The sequence below is a fragment of the Halomonas sp. genome (assembly GCF_031581305.1).
Classification (GTDB): domain Bacteria; phylum Pseudomonadota; class Gammaproteobacteria; order Pseudomonadales; family Halomonadaceae; genus Halomonas.
In genome coordinates this window covers 1-16,454 of sequence record NZ_JAVLBC010000052.1, presented here as the reverse complement: position 1 = coordinate 16,454, position 16,454 = coordinate 1, and the positions used below count along the sequence as shown (strand labels likewise).

General features: G+C 65.6%; 13 protein-coding genes. 9 read left to right on the top strand and 4 right to left on the bottom strand.

What is annotated here, in order from left to right; genetic code table 11:
• Positions 1-53: 53 nt before the first annotated feature.
• Positions 54-1,082 (bottom strand): tRNA (adenosine(37)-N6)-threonylcarbamoyltransferase complex transferase subunit TsaD, encoded by a 1,029-nt coding sequence (tsaD, locus tag RI841_RS06395; RefSeq protein ID WP_310704748.1) that lies wholly within the window; start codon positions 1,080-1,082, stop codon positions 54-56.
• Between the two features lie 268 nt (positions 1,083-1,350).
• Here tsaD and rpsU point away from each other — a divergent pair, with 268 nt between their 5' ends.
• The 3 genes from rpsU (at position 1,351) to rpoD (ending at position 5,593) form a co-directional block, all read left to right on the top strand.
• Positions 1,351-1,566, top strand: a complete 216-nt coding sequence (gene rpsU, locus RI841_RS06390) for a 30S ribosomal protein S21 (RefSeq protein ID WP_013333229.1) — start codon at positions 1,351-1,353, stop codon at positions 1,564-1,566.
• Between the two features lie 121 nt (positions 1,567-1,687).
• Positions 1,688-3,511, top strand: a complete 1,824-nt coding sequence (dnaG, locus tag RI841_RS06385) for a DNA primase (protein WP_310704747.1) — start codon at positions 1,688-1,690, stop codon at positions 3,509-3,511.
• Between the two features lie 240 nt (positions 3,512-3,751).
• A complete protein-coding gene (gene rpoD, locus RI841_RS06380) occupies positions 3,752-5,593 on the top strand; it encodes an RNA polymerase sigma factor RpoD (protein ID WP_310704746.1) in 1,842 nt (613 codons plus the stop codon).
• Positions 5,594-5,688: 95 nt separating this feature from the next.
• Here rpoD and RI841_RS06375 read toward each other — a convergent pair whose 3' ends face one another.
• A complete protein-coding gene (locus RI841_RS06375; RefSeq protein ID WP_310704745.1) occupies positions 5,689-6,315 on the bottom strand; it encodes a hypothetical protein in 627 nt (208 codons plus the stop codon).
• Between the two features lie 92 nt (positions 6,316-6,407).
• Positions 6,408-7,346, bottom strand: a complete 939-nt coding sequence (locus RI841_RS06370; RefSeq protein WP_310704744.1) for a LysR substrate-binding domain-containing protein — start codon at positions 7,344-7,346, stop codon at positions 6,408-6,410.
• Positions 7,347-7,517: 171 nt separating this feature from the next.
• Here RI841_RS06370 and RI841_RS06365 point away from each other — a divergent pair, with 171 nt between their 5' ends.
• From RI841_RS06365 to RI841_RS06340, 6 genes are all read left to right on the top strand, one after another.
• On the top strand, positions 7,518-8,897 hold the full coding sequence (locus RI841_RS06365; protein ID WP_310704743.1) for an L-serine ammonia-lyase: 1,380 nt from the start codon (positions 7,518-7,520) through the stop codon (positions 8,895-8,897).
• A gap of 308 nt (positions 8,898-9,205) precedes the next feature.
• Positions 9,206-9,982: an ABC transporter ATP-binding protein gene (locus RI841_RS06360; protein ID WP_310704742.1), complete on the top strand. Its 777-nt coding sequence runs from the start codon at positions 9,206-9,208 to the stop codon at positions 9,980-9,982.
• Positions 9,979-10,725 (top strand): ABC transporter ATP-binding protein, encoded by a 747-nt coding sequence (locus tag RI841_RS06355; protein ID WP_310704741.1) that lies wholly within the window; start codon positions 9,979-9,981, stop codon positions 10,723-10,725. Before RI841_RS06360 ends, RI841_RS06355 begins: the two co-directional genes overlap by 4 nt.
• Before the next feature lie 94 nt (positions 10,726-10,819).
• Positions 10,820-12,043, top strand: coding sequence for an ABC transporter substrate-binding protein (locus RI841_RS06350; protein WP_310704740.1), 1,224 nt, complete (start codon positions 10,820-10,822; stop codon positions 12,041-12,043).
• Between the two features lie 58 nt (positions 12,044-12,101).
• The gene (locus tag RI841_RS06345) at positions 12,102-12,989 is read left to right on the top strand and encodes a branched-chain amino acid ABC transporter permease (RefSeq protein ID WP_310704739.1); all 888 of its coding nucleotides are present in this window, start codon (positions 12,102-12,104) and stop codon (positions 12,987-12,989) included.
• 4 nt (positions 12,990-12,993) lie between these two features.
• Complete coding sequence (locus RI841_RS06340; protein ID WP_310704738.1) at positions 12,994-13,977, top strand: branched-chain amino acid ABC transporter permease; 984 nt, start codon at positions 12,994-12,996, stop codon at positions 13,975-13,977.
• Between the two features lie 93 nt (positions 13,978-14,070).
• On the opposite strand, the gene RI841_RS06335 is transcribed toward RI841_RS06340, so the two are convergent.
• On the bottom strand, positions 14,071-16,454 hold a 2,384-nt coding region (locus tag RI841_RS06335; RefSeq protein ID WP_310704737.1), incomplete at its 5' end, for an insulinase family protein.

Below are 16,454 nucleotides of genomic sequence, written 5' to 3'. Positions count from 1 at the left end.
TCCCAGTGAGCGGGATCATGCTGCCTTCCAGCTTCCAGCTTCCAGCTTCCAGCTTACGGCTCCCGAAGGGTATCCATCGGCCAGCGCGGTACCGCCTTCATGATACCGGTCTCGTCATGCTCACCGGCCATCAGGCGCTGGGCGCCAACGTAGGCGATCATGGCGCCGTTGTCGGTGCAGAAGCGCCCGCGGGGGTAGTAGGCCCGAGCGTTGCGCTTGGTGCACTCCCGCTCCAGGCGCTCGCGCAGCCGCACGTTGGCGCTGACGCCGCCGGCCACCACCAGGCGCTTGAGGCCGGTCGCATCCAGTGCGCGGCGGCACTTGATGACCAGAGTGTCGACCACGGCCTCCTCGAAGGCGCGAGCCACGTCGGCGCGCGCTTGGGCGTCGAGCTCGCCGGTCTGCTCGAGCTGGCGGATGGCGGTCAGGGTGTGGGTCTTGAGTCCCGAGAAGCTGAAGTCGAGCCCCGGGCGGTCGGTCATCGGACGCGGGAAGCGCAGGCGGCCGGGGTCGCCGGTCTCGGCCAGCTTTGCCACCTGGGGGCCGCCGGGGTAGTCGAGCCCCAGCATCTTGGCCGCCTTGTCGAAGGCTTCCCCCGCGGCATCGTCCACCGATTCGCCGAGCAGGCGGTACTGGCCCAGGCCACGCACCTCGACCAGCTGGGTATGGCCGCCGGAGACCAGCAGGGCAACGAAGGGGAAGCCAGGGGGCTCATCCTCCAGCATGGGGGCCAGCAGATGGCCCTCCATGTGGTGGACGCCGAGAACCGGGATCTCCAGTGCCCGGGCCATGCCGTGGGCGGTGCTGGCCCCCACCATCAGTGCGCCGACCAGACCGGGGCCGGCGGTGTAGGCGATGGCATTCAGCTCGGTGCGCGCCAGGCCGGCCTCGTCGAGCACCTGCTGGATCAGCGGCAGCAGTCGGCGCGTATGGTCGCGGGAGGCGAGCTCCGGCACCACGCCGCCGTACTCGGCATGCATGGCGATCTGGCTGTAGAGGGCGTCGGCCACGAGGCCGCGCTCGGTGTCGAAGAGGGCGACGCCGGTCTCGTCGCAGGAGGTCTCGATGCCCAGTACGCGCATGGATAATGGCTCGATGGTACATGGAAGGCGGCATTCTACCCCTTTTGCCCCACCGGCGCAGTGCGGAAACGATTTGCACGAATCCGGTGTGGCGACTAGAATACTGTCCGCTGCAAGACTGGGTCGTGCACTCAGGAGTGGCCTTCCGCGTTAAACGCATCGTTCCGGTTCGCCTGGCGATTCCGGAACGCGATGCGTGATCGCGAATGGCCCTCACAAGGTGTGCGTACAAACCGAACTCAAGTTACCCAAGGTAGGTGAGTGCTTAATGCCTTCTGTTAAAGTACGTGATAACGAGCCGTTTGACGTCGCGCTGCGTCGCTTCAAGCGTTCCTGTGAAAAAGCCGGTGTTCTCTCGGAAGTGCGTCGTCGTGAGCAGTACGAGAAGCCGACTGCAGAGCGCAAGCGCAAGGCGGCGGCTGCCGTCAAGCGCCATGCCAAGAAGCTTCAGCGTGAGCGCAAGCGTTTCGAACGGCTCTATTGATCCGTACTGGAGTCGGTAGGGGCATTCTGTCCCTGTCGTCTCAAGAGGGACGCCAAGCGGCTGCCTAACGGTGGCCGCTTGTTTTTGGTCTCTTCTCTCCCCACTCCCGCAGGGTCCCTGAATGTCCGGTCAGATTCCTCAGCGCTTCATCGATGACCTCCTGGCCCGTGTCGACGTGGTCGAGGTGGTCGGTGAGCGTGTGAAGCTGAAGAAGGCCGGGCGTAACCATTCGGGACTCTGCCCCTTCCATCAGGAGAAATCGCCATCGTTCACCGTCAGTGCCGACAAGCAGTTCTACCACTGCTTCGGCTGCGGGGCGCACGGCAATGCCCTGCGCTTCCTGATGGAATACGAGAATCTGCGTTTTCCCGAGGCGGTAGAGCAGCTCGCCACGCGACTGGGTATGGAGGTGCCGCGGGAAGGGGCGGATGATCCGCGCGCTCAGGCCCGCGAGCGAAAGCGCAAGGAGGGGGTCAACCTGCTGGAGCTCTCCGCCAGCTATTACCGTGAACGGTTGAAGATGCCGGAAGGGGAGACCGCCCGCCGGTACCTGGAGAAGCGCGGCCTGTCACCGGAGGTACAGCAGGCCTTTGCCATCGGCTATGCCCCGGCCGGCTGGGAGGCGCTCAAGCGCCACCTCCTGGAACGTGGCGTCGCCGAGGCGGTGCAGATCGAGTATGGACTGCTGGTGCATCGCGAGGAGAGCGGGCGAACCTATGATCGCTTCCGCGACCGGGTCATGTTCCCGATTCGCGACATTCGTGGGCGCACCATTGCCTTCGGTGGGCGGGTGCTGGGCGACGCCAAGCCCAAGTACCTCAACTCGCCCGAGACGCCGGTATTCCACAAGGGACGCGAGCTCTACGGGCTATACGAGGCCCGGCAGGCCAATTCGCGGCTCGAACGCCTGGTGATCGTCGAGGGCTATATGGATGTGGTGGCCCTGGCCCAGTTCGGCATCCGCAACGCCGTGGCCACCCTCGGTACCTCCACCAGCGAGGAGCACCTGGGGCGACTGTTCCGGATGGTTGGTGAGGTGGTGTTCTGTTTCGATGGCGACCGGGCCGGTCGTCAGGCCGCGGCCCGGGCGCTGGAAACGGTGTTGCCGCAGATGATCGATGGGCGCCAGGCGCGCTTCATGTTCCTGCCCGAGGGGGAGGACCCCGATACCCTGGTGCGCAGGGAGGGGCCGGAGGCCTTCGAGGATCGCATCACCTGCGCCAGCCCCCTGTCGGAGTTTCTCTTCGATCATGCTGCCGAGGGGCGCGACCTGGCGACCATCGAGGCGCGTGAGCGCTTCGCCAGTCAGGTGCTGTCGGCGATCGGCAAGCTGCCGGAAGGCGTGCTCAAGTCGCTGCTGCTGACAGAGCTCTCGCGGCGTACCGGCGTCGACCAGTCACGCTTCGAGGCGCTGGTCATGCCGCCCGAGGTGTCGGAGGCTGAGCCGCCTCTCGTGGCCGATACCCCCGGTGGTGGCGAAGGAGTTCGTTCCCTTCCGGAGCGAGGGAGCGGCTCGACAGGAGGGGCGCTGAGCCTGATGGGGCGAGTGCTGCAGCTGCTGGTCCACGAGCCGCGGCTGGTGGAGCGCCTGCCCGAGGAGGGCGATTGGTATCCCGGTGAAGACCCGGAGGCCCGTCTGTGTCTCGAGGTGGAGCGGCTACTGCGGGCGGGACGCTATCGCAGTGCGCAGGTGCTGCTGGCCCACTTCCATGGCACTCCGGAGGGCGAGCGGCTGGCCGAATTGGCGCGCCGCGAGCTGCTGATCCCGTCAGGCGCACGGGCCGCCGAGCTGGACGGGCTGGTCGAGCACTTCCAGCGACATCGCCTCAGGCCGTCGCATCAGGAGGAAGTCGACGCCCTGCTGTCAAAGCAGCAGCAGGGAGAGCGGCTATCTCAGGAGGAGCGCCAGCGCCTGATGACGTTGCTCACTGAGCTCAAGGGGTGATGCAAGGCCCCGTCACGCGGTGAAAAATTGGCGGCGGGGTTGAATTCTCTCCTACTATCACAACATAGAAGGAAGTGCCCGTGAGCGGCGCAACCTGACAACCTAACACACCTGAATGACCGCGCAAATACACCGATCTGGCAGAAAGGTGGTTTCACCCGCTATACTGTCTGGCTTATCGAGTTTTCACCGCCTCAGTGCTTCAGGTGCTTCATTCTTCTTCGTCGAGATAGGGTTTCTATGGCTGGAAATGCGCAGCAGCAGTCACGTCTGAAGGAGTTGATCGCGCGCGGCAAGGAACAGGGCTTCCTGACCTATGCCGAGGTCAACGACCACCTTCCCGAGGATATCGCCGACCCGGATCAGGTGGAAGACATCATCGGCATGATTAACGACATGGGCATCAGTGTCGTCGAGGAAGCCCCCGATGAAGACACCCTGATGATGTCGGATCATTCCACGGACGAGTCGGCCGCCGAAGAGGCCGTCGCTGCACTCGCCGCCGTGGAGAGCGATGTCGGCCGCACCACCGATCCCGTGCGCATGTACATGCGCGAGATGGGCACCGTGGAGCTGCTGACCCGTGAGGGCGAGATCGAGATCGCCAAGCGGATCGAGGAGGGCACCCGAGAGGTGATGTCGGCGCTGGCCTATCTGCCCGGTGCCGTGGATTCCATCCTCGAGGCCTATGATGCCACCCAGAACGAGGAGGCGCCCGGCCGCCTCTCCGATCTTTTCTCCGGCTTCATCGATCCCGATGAAGGGATTCCCGGCGTGGCCGAGGCCGAGGTGCCCGAAGAGGAACCTCGTGACGAGGCTGATGGCGATGCCGGCGACGAGGATGCCGAGGCCGAGGAAGAGACGACAGGCGGTCCCGACCCAGAGGAAGCCAAGGCGCGCTTCGAGCAGATCCGCGAGCAGAACGCCGCGGCCCAGGCGGCCATCGAGACCCACGGCCGTGGGTCGAAGCAGGCCCAGGAGGAACTGGCGCGTCTCGCTCAGCTGTTCTCGCCGATCAAGCTGGTGCCCAAGCACTTCGAGCGCCTGGTGGGGCAGGTGCGCATCAGCGTCGAGCAGGTGCGGGCCCAGGAAAAGGCCATCATGCAGCTGTGCGTGAAGAAGGCGAAGGTGCCGCGCAAGACCTTCATCAAGGCCTTCCCGGGCAGCGAGTCGAACCCTGAGTGGCTCGACGAGTTCAGCGCCGCCAATCCGAAGTACGCGGCGCGTCTGGAGCCGTTGCGTGGTGATATCCAGCGTGCCCAGCGCAAGATCGCCTTCGAGGAGGCGATGATTCAGCTGCCGGTGACCGAGATCAAGGAGGTCAATCGCCGGCTCTCCATCGGTGAGGCCAAGGCGCGCCGGGCCAAGAAGGAGATGGTCGAGGCTAACCTGCGTCTGGTGATCTCCATCGCCAAGAAGTACACCAACCGCGGGCTGCAGTTCCTGGACCTGATCCAGGAGGGCAACATCGGCCTGATGAAGGCGGTGGACAAGTTCGAGTACCGTCGCGGCTACAAGTTCTCCACCTATGCCACCTGGTGGATCCGTCAGGCGATCACCCGCTCGATCGCCGACCAGGCGCGCACCATCCGTATCCCGGTGCACATGATCGAGACCATCAACAAGCTCAATCGTGTCTCCCGCCAGATGCTGCAGGAGATGGGGCGCGAGCCGACTCCGGAAGAGCTCGGCGAGCGTCTCGAGATGCCCGAGGACAAGGTCCGCAAGGTGCTGAAGATCGCCAAGGAGCCGATCTCCATGGAGACGCCCATCGGCGACGATGATGATTCCCACCTGGGCGACTTCATCGAGGACGGCACCATCCTGCTGCCCATCGACTCGGCAACCGGCGAGGGGCTGATCGAGGCGACTCGCAACGTGCTCGGCGGCCTCACGGCCCGTGAGGCCAAGGTGCTGCGCATGCGCTTCGGTATCGACATGAACACCGACCACACCCTCGAGGAGGTCGGCAAGCAGTTCGACGTCACGCGTGAGCGGATCCGCCAGATCGAAGCCAAGGCGTTGCGCAAGCTGCGCCACCCGAGTCGCTCTGAGCCGCTGCGCTCCTTCCTCGACGAGTAGTCGCAAGGAAGGATTCGAAGGGCATTGCGCCCACCCCGAACGACAAGCCCCGTAGGCATCGCCTGCGGGGCTTGTTGCATTAGGGGGAAGTGGCGTCAGCCGGTGCGTCGGGTCAGGGCCCAGCGGCGGGTCAGCAGTACCAACTCGATCATGGCGATCAGCATCAGTGCATAGCCGAAAAGCTCCACCACCTCCTCGGCGGCGTTCTTGAAGTCGCGCAGGTAGTGCTCCTGCAGCACGGCGCGCCATAAGTCATGTCGGCCATAGAGGCGCGAGAACACATAGGTGGTCAGGAAGCCGGCGGCGAACAGGCCGAAGGAGAGGCTGTTGGCGTAGGCCGCGAACTGTCCGGCGAAGGCCCGGCGGTGACGGATCACGCTGTAGAGACTTGGCAGGATGATCAGCGCCACCAGCAGCTGCCAGGCTCCGTCGAAGACGTGAGTGTCCAGGTGGACGTCCTGCTCGCGGATCAGCGAACTGGCCACGAAGGCGAGCAGCAGCAGGCTGACCTGCGACAGTTCGCGAAGCCCGACCCTCACGTAGAGCAGCAGGAGCGTCGAGAGCGCGAGCAGGCCGGTCTGGGCCAGCTCGGTGAAGCCCCGTTCCGAGAAGCGGATATCGGGCAGATAGAGCGCCTCGTAAAAGACCCCCTGGGCGATGCCGGCGATCAGCAGGATATAGAGGGCGGCCCTCAGGCAGGTGGCGGCGAAGCTGATCGGCATGGGAGGTTCGGGGGGGAGGGGGGGAGGCATCGTGAGTCCGTTCAAGCATGATATCCAGGGGGCGTCATTGTAGCGTCCCGTCTCTCGGGTGCCTATTCGGCCGGCACGCCTGTCGGGGTGGCGCGGCGCGCCTCCTCGACGATCCAGTCATGCACGGCGGCAATCCGGCGGTCGTCCAGGGCACCCGGGGCATGCACGATACCGTAGCGCATGCCGGTGGGCACCCGCTGCGCGAAGGGGGCGATCAGGGCGCCGCTCTGCAACTCGCCGCGGATCAGGGTCTGGCGGGCGATAGCGACCCCCATGCCGGCGATGGCAGCCTCCATGGTGAGGTGGTTGCGGTTGAAGGTGTAGCCCCGACGCAGGTTGAGGGGCGGGGCCTCGATGGCAGCCAGGTAGTGCTCCCATTCGGCATGCTCGTGACTGCCCCGCCAGGCGGTGACGTCGTGGAGCAGCGGATACCAGGCCAGGTCGGCGGGGTGGCGCAATGGCGGGCGATCCCGTAGCAGGGCAGGAGCGCAGACCGGGAAGATATGCTCCTCCATCAGCGGGGTGATGGAGAGTCCCGGCGTATGACCGTCGTTGAGGTCCAGGGCCAGGTCGAAGTCGCCCTCGCGCAGTGAAAGGCTGCTGTCCTCGGCCCTGACATGCAGCTCGATGTCGGGAAAGCGGGCCTGCAGCCGTGGCAGCCGCGGCATCAGCCACTTATGCAGGAAGGAGGGCACCGAGCGCAGACGGATCACCCCGCTCATCACCCCGCTGCGCAGTCGTCGCACCTCCAGGCCCACCGCCTGGTAGGCCTCGTCCACCACCGCGGCCAGTCGCCGCCCCTCCTCGGTCAACTCCAGCCGACGGGGCAGGCGGCGGAACAGCTTAAAGCCGAGCCGTGCTTCCAGTTGCTTGATCTGTTGGCTCACCGCGCCGGTGGTGACGTGCAGGTCCTCCGCCGCCCGTGTGAAGGAGAGGTAGCGGGCGCTGATGGCGAAGACCTTCAGCCAGGCGTGGGTCTGGGCGTGCAGGAGTCGGCTCATGGTTTAGTTTAGCTATACTGTCAGCGAGATATTCTGGCTTGCCACCGGACCTTTGCCGCACCAGCATAGAGGCATTGTCAACCCAAGGCCAGCAACGTTCAGTAGTGCTGAACCTGGAGGCGGCGATGCGCCGTCCCCGTCTGCACCCGTCAGTCAAGCGAGGCTTCTTTCATGGCAATCAGCGTCTTCGACCTGTTCAAGATCGGTATCGGGCCCTCGAGCTCCCACACCGTCGGCCCGATGGCGGCGGCCCATGATTTCGTCCAGGTGCTGAAACGTCGCGAGTTGCTTGAGTGTGTGACGCGCTTCGAGGTTCACCTGCATGGTTCGCTCTCCGCCACCGGCAAGGGTCACGGCACCGACCGGGCGGTGGTGATGGGGTTGATGGGCGAGCATCCGTCGCGTATCGATCCGTCCATCGTCGCCCCCCGCATCGAGGCGCTGCTCGCATCACGGATGCTGCATCTCGACGGCCGGCAGATGATCCCCTTCCACTGGACCCGGGACCTGCAGTGGCATGATGAGAGCCTGCCGTACCATCCCAATGCCCTGACCCTGGTCGCCCATGGGCATGTGGACACACTTTATCGCAACGTCTACTACTCCGTCGGGGGCGGCTTCGTGATCGATGAGGCCCAGGCGCGCTCCGGTGAGCTGGACAGCGACACCACGGCTCTGCCCTATGACTTTCACTCCGCCGCCGAGCTGATGGCACTCTGCCGCATGCATGGCCTGCGCATCAGCGAGCTGATGCTGGCGAACGAGAAGGCGTGGCGTAGCGAGGCCGAGGTGCGCGCCGGCCTGTGGGATATCTGGCAGGCCATGCAGGCCTGCGTGCAGACCGGGCTTGCCGCCGAGGGTGTGCTGCCCGGGGGGCTGGAAGTCCGGCGCCGGGCGGCATCGCTGCACCGGCGGCTGCTGGCCATGGACGGCGATGACAGCCTGATCGCCTCGACCTTCTCGGCCATGGACTGGGTCAATGTTTTCGCCCTGGCGGTGAACGAGGAAAATGCCGCCGGCGGTCGCATGGTCACCGCACCCACCAACGGGGCGGCAGGCATCATTCCGGCGGTACTGCACTACTACATGAAGTTCCAGCCCGAGGCCTGCGAGCGGGAGGTAGTGGACTTCCTGCTCACCGCCGGCGCCGTGGGCATCCTGTGCAAGAAGAATGCTTCCATCTCCGGCGCCGAGGTGGGGTGTCAGGGTGAGGTCGGCTCCGCCTGCGCCATGGCCGCCGCCGGTCTCGCCGAGGTGATGGGCGGCAGCGTGGGCCAGGTCGAGAATGCCGCCGAGATCGGTCTGGAGCATAACTTGGGGCTGACCTGCGACCCGATCGGTGGTCTCGTGCAGGTGCCCTGCATCGAGCGCAACGCCATCGCCTCGGTCAAGGCGATCAATGCTGCACGCATGGCCCTCCGCGGTGACGGCGAGCACTTCGTCTCCCTCGATCATGCGATCCGCACCATGCGCGACACCGGCGCCGATATGCAGGAGAAGTACAAGGAGACTTCTCGCGGCGGCCTGGCCGTCAACGCCATCGAGTGCTGATGGCTGCCGGTCAGGGCCGGCTTCGAACGATAGCAGGCGCGATGCCCCTTAAGGGCATCGCGTTTTTGTTTGCAAGCTATTGATCGGGTGGGCGTCTACACCATTGGTCGAGTTCAACGCTTCTCCTGTTGCCGTGCCGCGGTCAGTCCTCTAGCTTACGTTAACGTAAAGTGCAGAGTGTTCTCCGGGGAAGCCTGACGCATCACCCAGGCCCTCGAGGCCGGAACCGCCACAACAACGATAACGGTCGACAACAACGACAACAGCATCCACGGCGGATCGCCCGAGCGATCCAGAGAGGACGAGCCATGACCCAGGAGTTCATACTGGAAACTCGCGGGTTGACCAAGGAGTTCCGCGGCTTCACCGCCGTCGACGACGTCAACTTGCAGGTCCGGGAAGGGCATATCCATGCCCTGATCGGCCCCAACGGGGCCGGCAAGACGACCGTCTTCAACCTGCTCACCAAGTTCCTGCCGCCCACCCGCGGCGAGATCCTCTATCGCGGCAAGCCGATCACCGGCATGAAGGCCAACGAGATCGCGCGGCTGGGCCTGGTGCGTTCCTTCCAGATATCCGCGGTCTTTGCCCACATGACCGCCATGGAGAACGTGCGGGTGGCGCTTCAGCGCAAGTTGGGCACCTCTTTCCACTTCTGGAAATCCGAGAAGAGCCTCGATCACCTCAACGATCGAGCCATTGCGCTGCTCGACGAGGTCGGTTTGCGCGAATACGCCGACGTGCTCACCGTGGAGATGCCCTATGGGCGCAAGCGGGCGCTGGAGGTGGCCACCACCCTGGCGCTGGAGCCGACCCTGATGCTGCTCGACGAGCCGACCCAGGGCATGGGCGCCGAGGACGTCGACCGCATCGTCGAGCTGATCCGGCGGGTCTCGAAAGGCCGCACCGTCCTGATGGTGGAGCACAACCTCAGCGTGGTCAGTCGCCTGTGCGACCGCATCACCGTGCTGGCCCGCGGCAGCGTGCTGGCCGAAGGGGACTACCAGGAGGTCTCGCGCAATCCCCTGGTACGTGAAGCCTACATGGGCAGCGACGCTTCAGCGGAAGAGGGGGCCAGCGCATGAGCCAGGCAGCCGAGAAGCTTACCGAGTATTCCGACCTGGACGGAGCCGAGATGCTGCGGGTCAGCGACCTGCATGCCTTCTATGGCGAATCGCACATCCTGCATGGCGTCGACTTTGACGTGAAGCGCGGCGAACTGGTGACCCTGCTGGGGCGCAATGGCGCCGGGCGCAGTACCACCCTCAAGGCGATCATGAACATGGTCGGCCGCCGCACCGGGTCCATCGTCATCAATGGCTCCGAGACCCTGGAGATGAAGCCGCACCGCATCCCGCGGCTCGGCGTAGGCTACTGTCCCGAGGAGCGCGGCATCTTCTCGAGCCTCGACGTCGAGGAAAACCTGCTGCTGCCGCCCACGGTGCGCAGCGGCGGGATGGGGATCGACGAGATCTACGCGATGTTTCCCAATCTGTACGAGCGGCGCCGCAGCCAGGGCACCCGGCTTTCCGGAGGCGAACAGCAGATGCTGGCCATGGCGCGCATTCTGCGCACCGGCGCACGGCTGCTGCTGCTCGACGAGATCACCGAGGGGTTGGCCCCGGTCATCGTCCAGGCGCTGGGCGAAGTGTTGATCAAACTCAAGGAGCGCGGTATGACCATCGTGCTGGTGGAGCAGAACTTCCGCTTTGCCGCCCCGCTGGCCGACCGCCACTTCGTGATGGAGCACGGCCGCATCATCGAGGAGATCAGTGCCGCGGAGTTGCCCTCGCGGCGTGAGCACCTCAACTCCCTGCTGGGTGTATGACGGCTTGCCGTCCTCCCCGCAGTTCATCCACCGCAATGCAACAACCTGCATCGACAACAACAAGCAGCCCCCGGGGGGCCACGGAGATGACATCATGACGTTCCACAGGAAGACACTTGCCAGCAGCATCGCCCTCGCCGCCGCCGCCACTCTGATGGCCAGCGGTGCTCAGGCACAGATGAGTAACGACGAGGTGCGTATCGGTTACCTGGCCGACATGTCCGGCACCTACCGGGATCTCGCCGGTCCCGGTGGCCTCGAGGCTCTGATGATGGCCGTCGAGGATGTCGGTGGCGAGGTCAACGGCGTGCCCATCGATGTGTTCAGCGCTGATGACCGTAACAGCGCCGACGTGGGCGCCAACACCGTACGCGGCTGGTTCGACGAGCAGAACGTCGACTTGGTGGCCGGCATGGTCGCCTCCTCGGTTTCCATTGCCGTGACCAAGCTACTCGAGGAGAACAACGGCCTGGGTATCATCTCCGGCTCCGCCGCCTCAAGCATCACCAACGAGCACTGCACGCCCAACCACATTCACTGGGTCTACGACACTTACCCGCTGGCCAACGGCACGGCCAAGGCGGTGGTGGAGCAGGGGGGCGACACCTGGTTCATGCTCACCGCCGACTATGCCTTCGGCCACGCCCTGGAAGGCGACGTGACCAAAGTGGTGGAAGACAACGGCGGCGAGATCATCGGCACAATCCGTCACCCCTTTCCGACCAACGACTTCTCGTCCTATATCCTCCAGGCCCAGGGCTCCGGTGCCGACATCATCGGCCTGGCGAATGCCGGGGCCGACACCGTCAACGCCATCACCACTGCCAGCCAGTTCGGCGTCGTCCAGGCCGGTCAGCAGCTCGCCGGTCTGCTGATCTTCCTCAACGACGTCCACGCCATGGGGCTCGAAGATACCCAGGGCCTGCTGCTCACCACTGGCTGGTACTGGGACATGGACGACCAGGCACGCGAGTGGGCCGAGCGCTACTATGAGCGCACCGAGCGCATGCCGACCATGGTCCAGGCGGGCATCTACTCCAGCACCATGCACTACCTCGAGACCGTGGCCGAGGCGGGCACCGACGACCCCGAGACCATCCGTGCGGCCATGGCCGAGCGCCCGGTGGAAGACTTTTTCTCCCGCAACGGCTACATCCGCGAGGATGGCCGCATGGTCCACGACATGTATCTTGCCGAGGTGAAATCCCCGGAGGCGTCCACCGGTGAGTGGGACGTCTACGAGATTCTCGCCACCATTCCTGCCGAGGAGGCCTACCGGCCGCTCTCCGAGAGCCAGTGCAAGCTGGTCAACAACTGAGTGGAAGCGGAATTGGCGGCGGCTTCGGCCGCCGCCCCTCTGACGGGAGGTCCATGACATGACAATGATTTTTGGGGTGCCGTTGATGGTGTTCATGGGCCAGCTGATGCTGGGCCTGATCAACGGTGCCTTCTATGCCCTGCTCAGCCTGGGCCTGGCGGTGATCTTCGGCCTGCTGAAGATCGTCAACTTCGCCCATGGCGCCCAGTACATGCTGGGTGCCTTCGCTGCGCTGCTGGGCTTGCAGTACCTGGGACTCAACTACTGGGTGGCGCTGCTGCTGGTGCCCCTTGTGGTCGGCGGGTTGGGCATGGTGATCGAGCGTCTGATCCTGCGGCGTATCGCCCACCTCGACCACCTCTACGGGCTGCTGCTCACCTTCGGCCTGGCGCTGATCTTCGAGGGCACCCTGATCAACTTCTTCGGCGTGTCGGGCTCGAGCTATCCCACGCCCACGGCCCTGGAAGGCGGGATGAATCTGGGCTTCATGTTCCTGCCCACCTACCGCGCCTGGGTGCTGGTGGCGGCGTTGGTGGTTTGCCTGGGCACCTGGTTCATCATCGAGCGCACGCGTCTCGGCGCCTACCTGCGGGCCGGTACCGAGAACCCGGCGCTGATGCAGGCTTTCGGGGTCAACGTGCCGCTGCTGATCACCCTGACCTATGGCTTCGGCGTGGCGCTGGCCGCCTTTGCCGGGGTGTTGGCGGCCCCGCTCTACCCGGTGTCGCCGACCATGGGCTCGAGTCTGTTGATCGTGGTCTTTGCCGTGGTGGTGATCGGGGGAATGGGCTCCATCCTGGGGGCTATCCTCACCGGCCTGGCCATGGGGCTGATCGAGGGCCTCACCAAGGTCTACTACCCCGAGGCGGCCAACACCGTGATCTTCCTGGTGATGATCCTGGTGCTGCTGCTGCGCCCTGTGGGACTCTTCGGCAAGGAGGCATGACGTGATGGCCACGACCCAACAACTGACCCCCGCCATGCAGCGGCAGCGTAATGCCCGGCTGCGTCGCAATACCCTCTACCTGGTGCTGATCGTGATCGGCCTGCTGGCACCGCTCGCGATCTACCCGGTATTCCTGATGAAGGTGCTGTGCTTCGCCCTGTTTGCCTGCGCCTTCAACCTGCTGCTTGGTTATGCCGGCCTGCTCTCCTTCGGGCATGCGGCTTTCCTGGCCACCGGCGGCTACTTCACCGGCATCATGCTGGCCAGCTACCCGGGACTCACGCCGGAGATGGGCATCCTGATCGGCACCCTCGCCGCCGTGGTGCTCGGCACCTTCTTCGGGGTGCTGTCGATTCGCCGTCAGGGAATCTATTTCGCCATGGTGACGCTGGCCCTGGCGCAGATGATGTTCTTCTTCTTTATCCAGGCGCCCTTTACCGGCGGCGAGGACGGCCTGCACGGCGTGCCGCGAGGGGAGCTGTTCGGGCTGATCAGTCTCGCTGACAACCTCAATATGTACTACTTCGTGCTCGTGGTCTTCGTGATCGGCTTTGCCATCATCCAGCGCACCGTGCATTCGCCCTTCGGTCAGGTGCTGAAGGCGATTCGCGAGAACGAACCGCGGGCGGTATCGCTGGGCTACAACGTGGATGCCTACAAGCTGGTAGCCTTCGTGCTTTCCGCGGGCCTGGCGGGCCTGGCCGGCTCCACCAAGACGGTGGTCTTCCAGTTGGCCTCGCTGACCGATGCCCATTGGCACATGTCCGGTGAGGTGATCCTGATGACCCTGCTGGGCGGCGTCGGTACCCTGTTCGGCCCCATGGTGGGTGCCGGCCTGGTGGTGAGCCTGCAGCATCAGCTGGCCCAGTCGCCGGTGGGCAACTGGGTGAGCGTGATCCTTGGTCTGATCTTCGTGATCTGTGTGCTGAGTTTCCGCGGCGGCATCGTCGGTGAGATCCAGAAGATGGTGCGCAAGAACTTCAAATAGGCTGGGACGGCCAGAAGGCTCTCGGGCTTCCAGCACTTGATGGAGCCGCACACATGGAAGTTGCCCTCTGGGTCGCCGCCGGCCTCCGGGCCCTCAACGCTGGGATGGAGGGGGGCATGGCGATACGGGCGCGTGGGCCCACCAGCGCATCCGCAGGGTGCCGCTTGCCAGGGCCGACGCCAGGGCCTCGAGGTCGGCCGCGGTGAGCGAGTCGAGGGCAGCATGTTCATGCTGCCAGGGGGCCAGGCGCCAGGCCGGGGGAGAGACGCAGACAGGCGATACCCGTCGCAATGCCTGCCAGGCCCGCTCGACGGCCTCCTCGTGGGTCTCGGGTGGCCCCTGTCGCGCAAGCAGGCCGCGACGCAGCCGTTCCAGTTCCGGCTCATCCAGCCGGGCAAGCCTCACGGCCTCGGCGTCGAGAAACGCGAGGATGGCCCGACGCAGGGTATCGACCGAGGCCTGAGGCGACTGCACGACATAGCCGATACGCGGCCAGCCCGACGATTCCCGATAGCGCACCGCCGCGACATAACCGAGACCGCGCCGCTGGCGCATCTCCCGATGGAAGGCGGCGTCATGGCACTGCACCAGCAACTGCAGCAGCCAGCGCATGCGAGGACCGTCATCGACTCCTTCGACTTCCAGCATCAATGCCCGGTCGTCTCCCTGCGGGGCAAGCCAGGTCATTTCCTGTTCGCCGCCTTGTGGTGCGGCGGGAGCCGGGAAGACGTTCCTGGCACGAGACAGACTCGCGGCGAAGCCACGGGCCATGGCCTGCGCCTCCCGGGTCCCCACGTCGCCTCGGGCCCAGCAGAGCAGGGAGGGCATGGCATCTGGAGGGAGCGGTGGAGGGCGTGTCGCCAGGCGATCCAGCATCTGCTGGGCGATCAGGCCGCTTGACGATACAGCGTCTGTCGGTTCCGTCACCGTCTTCGACGCCATCCAGCTATCCAGGGCCTGGTCCACCAGCGAGACGAGTCCGGCGGGGGTGCCGCGGGCCGTCAGCCAGTCACCCCTGGCGTCACTGCCCAGGGTGAGCTGCAGGCCCCTGGTGCTGGCTGCCTGGCGCAGGGCCAGGGTTCGGCGCTGCCAGTCACGCAGACGCGCGTCACGGTCCGATGCATCGGCGGGCCAACCCAGGCACCAGCTGGTCTCGGCCTCTCTGGCCGGCCAGTCCAGCCCATCCCACCATAGCGAGAGACTGGCATCCCGATAGAGCAGGCCGGCTGCCGGCCGATCGTCGACCTGCGGGCCGACCGGCCGGTCATCGAGATCCTGGCGTTGAGGTACCTCAGGGAGGGGCGGGGCAGAAGGGGGCCATGACAGGTCGAGGGGGCGCCAGGGGGTCGCGGTCTCCTCGGTCCGGCGCCAGGGTCGGGGATGCCGTTCGGTACTCACTCTCCACAGCAGTCGACATTGTTCCGGGGCGAGCCACGCTGACAGGGTGTGGCGGTGCTGGTCCCGGTCCATGGGCGTGGGGACGCTGGCAGGAGGGGAATGACTCAATCGTCGGGCCTGCTTCCGCGGCCAGGCATCGAGGTCGACTGCCGCTCTCGGCGGAGGGGCGATGTCGGGCCTCCGGCATGCCTGCCAAAGGGCTCGCTGACAGGTGGCCACCAGCGGTGCGATATCCGCGGGTTGCTCCGCAAGCTCGACCTCCAGGCACAGGGCCGGCCCCGTGCCCTCGGGGGTCGTGGAGGTCCTCAGTTCCTGGATCGCATGGGCCTGCTGGAGGGTGGCGGTCAAGGCACCATCGGTCAGCTGCGAGGCAATGGCCTGCAACCGCAGAGAGCAGGCATCGGCGATGGCCTCGGGCAGCGGCCACAGCAGCTCCAGGGTACTGGCAGCGGGCAGGCTTGGCTCGTTCGGGGGGTACCAGGCCACGCCGCGTGGCGTGGCCCAGCGCCAGCGATCCGCGAGCGGGGTGTCGGCCGCGTCGGCGGCCATCGCCGGGAGCCGGCGGCCATGGCGTTCAAGCAGGCCAAGCTGCTCGTCCGTCGGCTGCGGGCCGAGCATGACCAGCGCCATCCTTTCGGCACGGTAGTGGCGGGCATGAAAGGCCTGGAGGCGTGCGACCAGGTCCCGATCAGCGCTGCCGAGGGTGGCACCATTACCAGCGTGGCAGGCCGTGGCCGGATGGCTGGAGTCGAACAGCCGGCCCAGCGCGGCCAGGCGATGCATCGCCGGGTCGTCCAGGCGAGCCCGGAACTCGGCTTCCAGCACCTCGACCTCGTCGGTGAGGGCGCCAGGTTCGAGGAGGGGGTGTCCGAGCAGGTCGACTAGGCGAGCCAGGCCTTCATCGGCAGCGTCCGCGGGCAGATGCAGGTGCACGTCGGTGACATCTTCCCCGGTGTGGGCATTGTAGCGTCCCCCCAGAGTGCCCACCCATCTGGCCAGTTCGCCCCCGACGGGCCAGCGGTCACTGCCCAGGAAGAGCCCGTGTTCCAGCAGGTGGGCCAGGCCTCGGCAATTGGGTG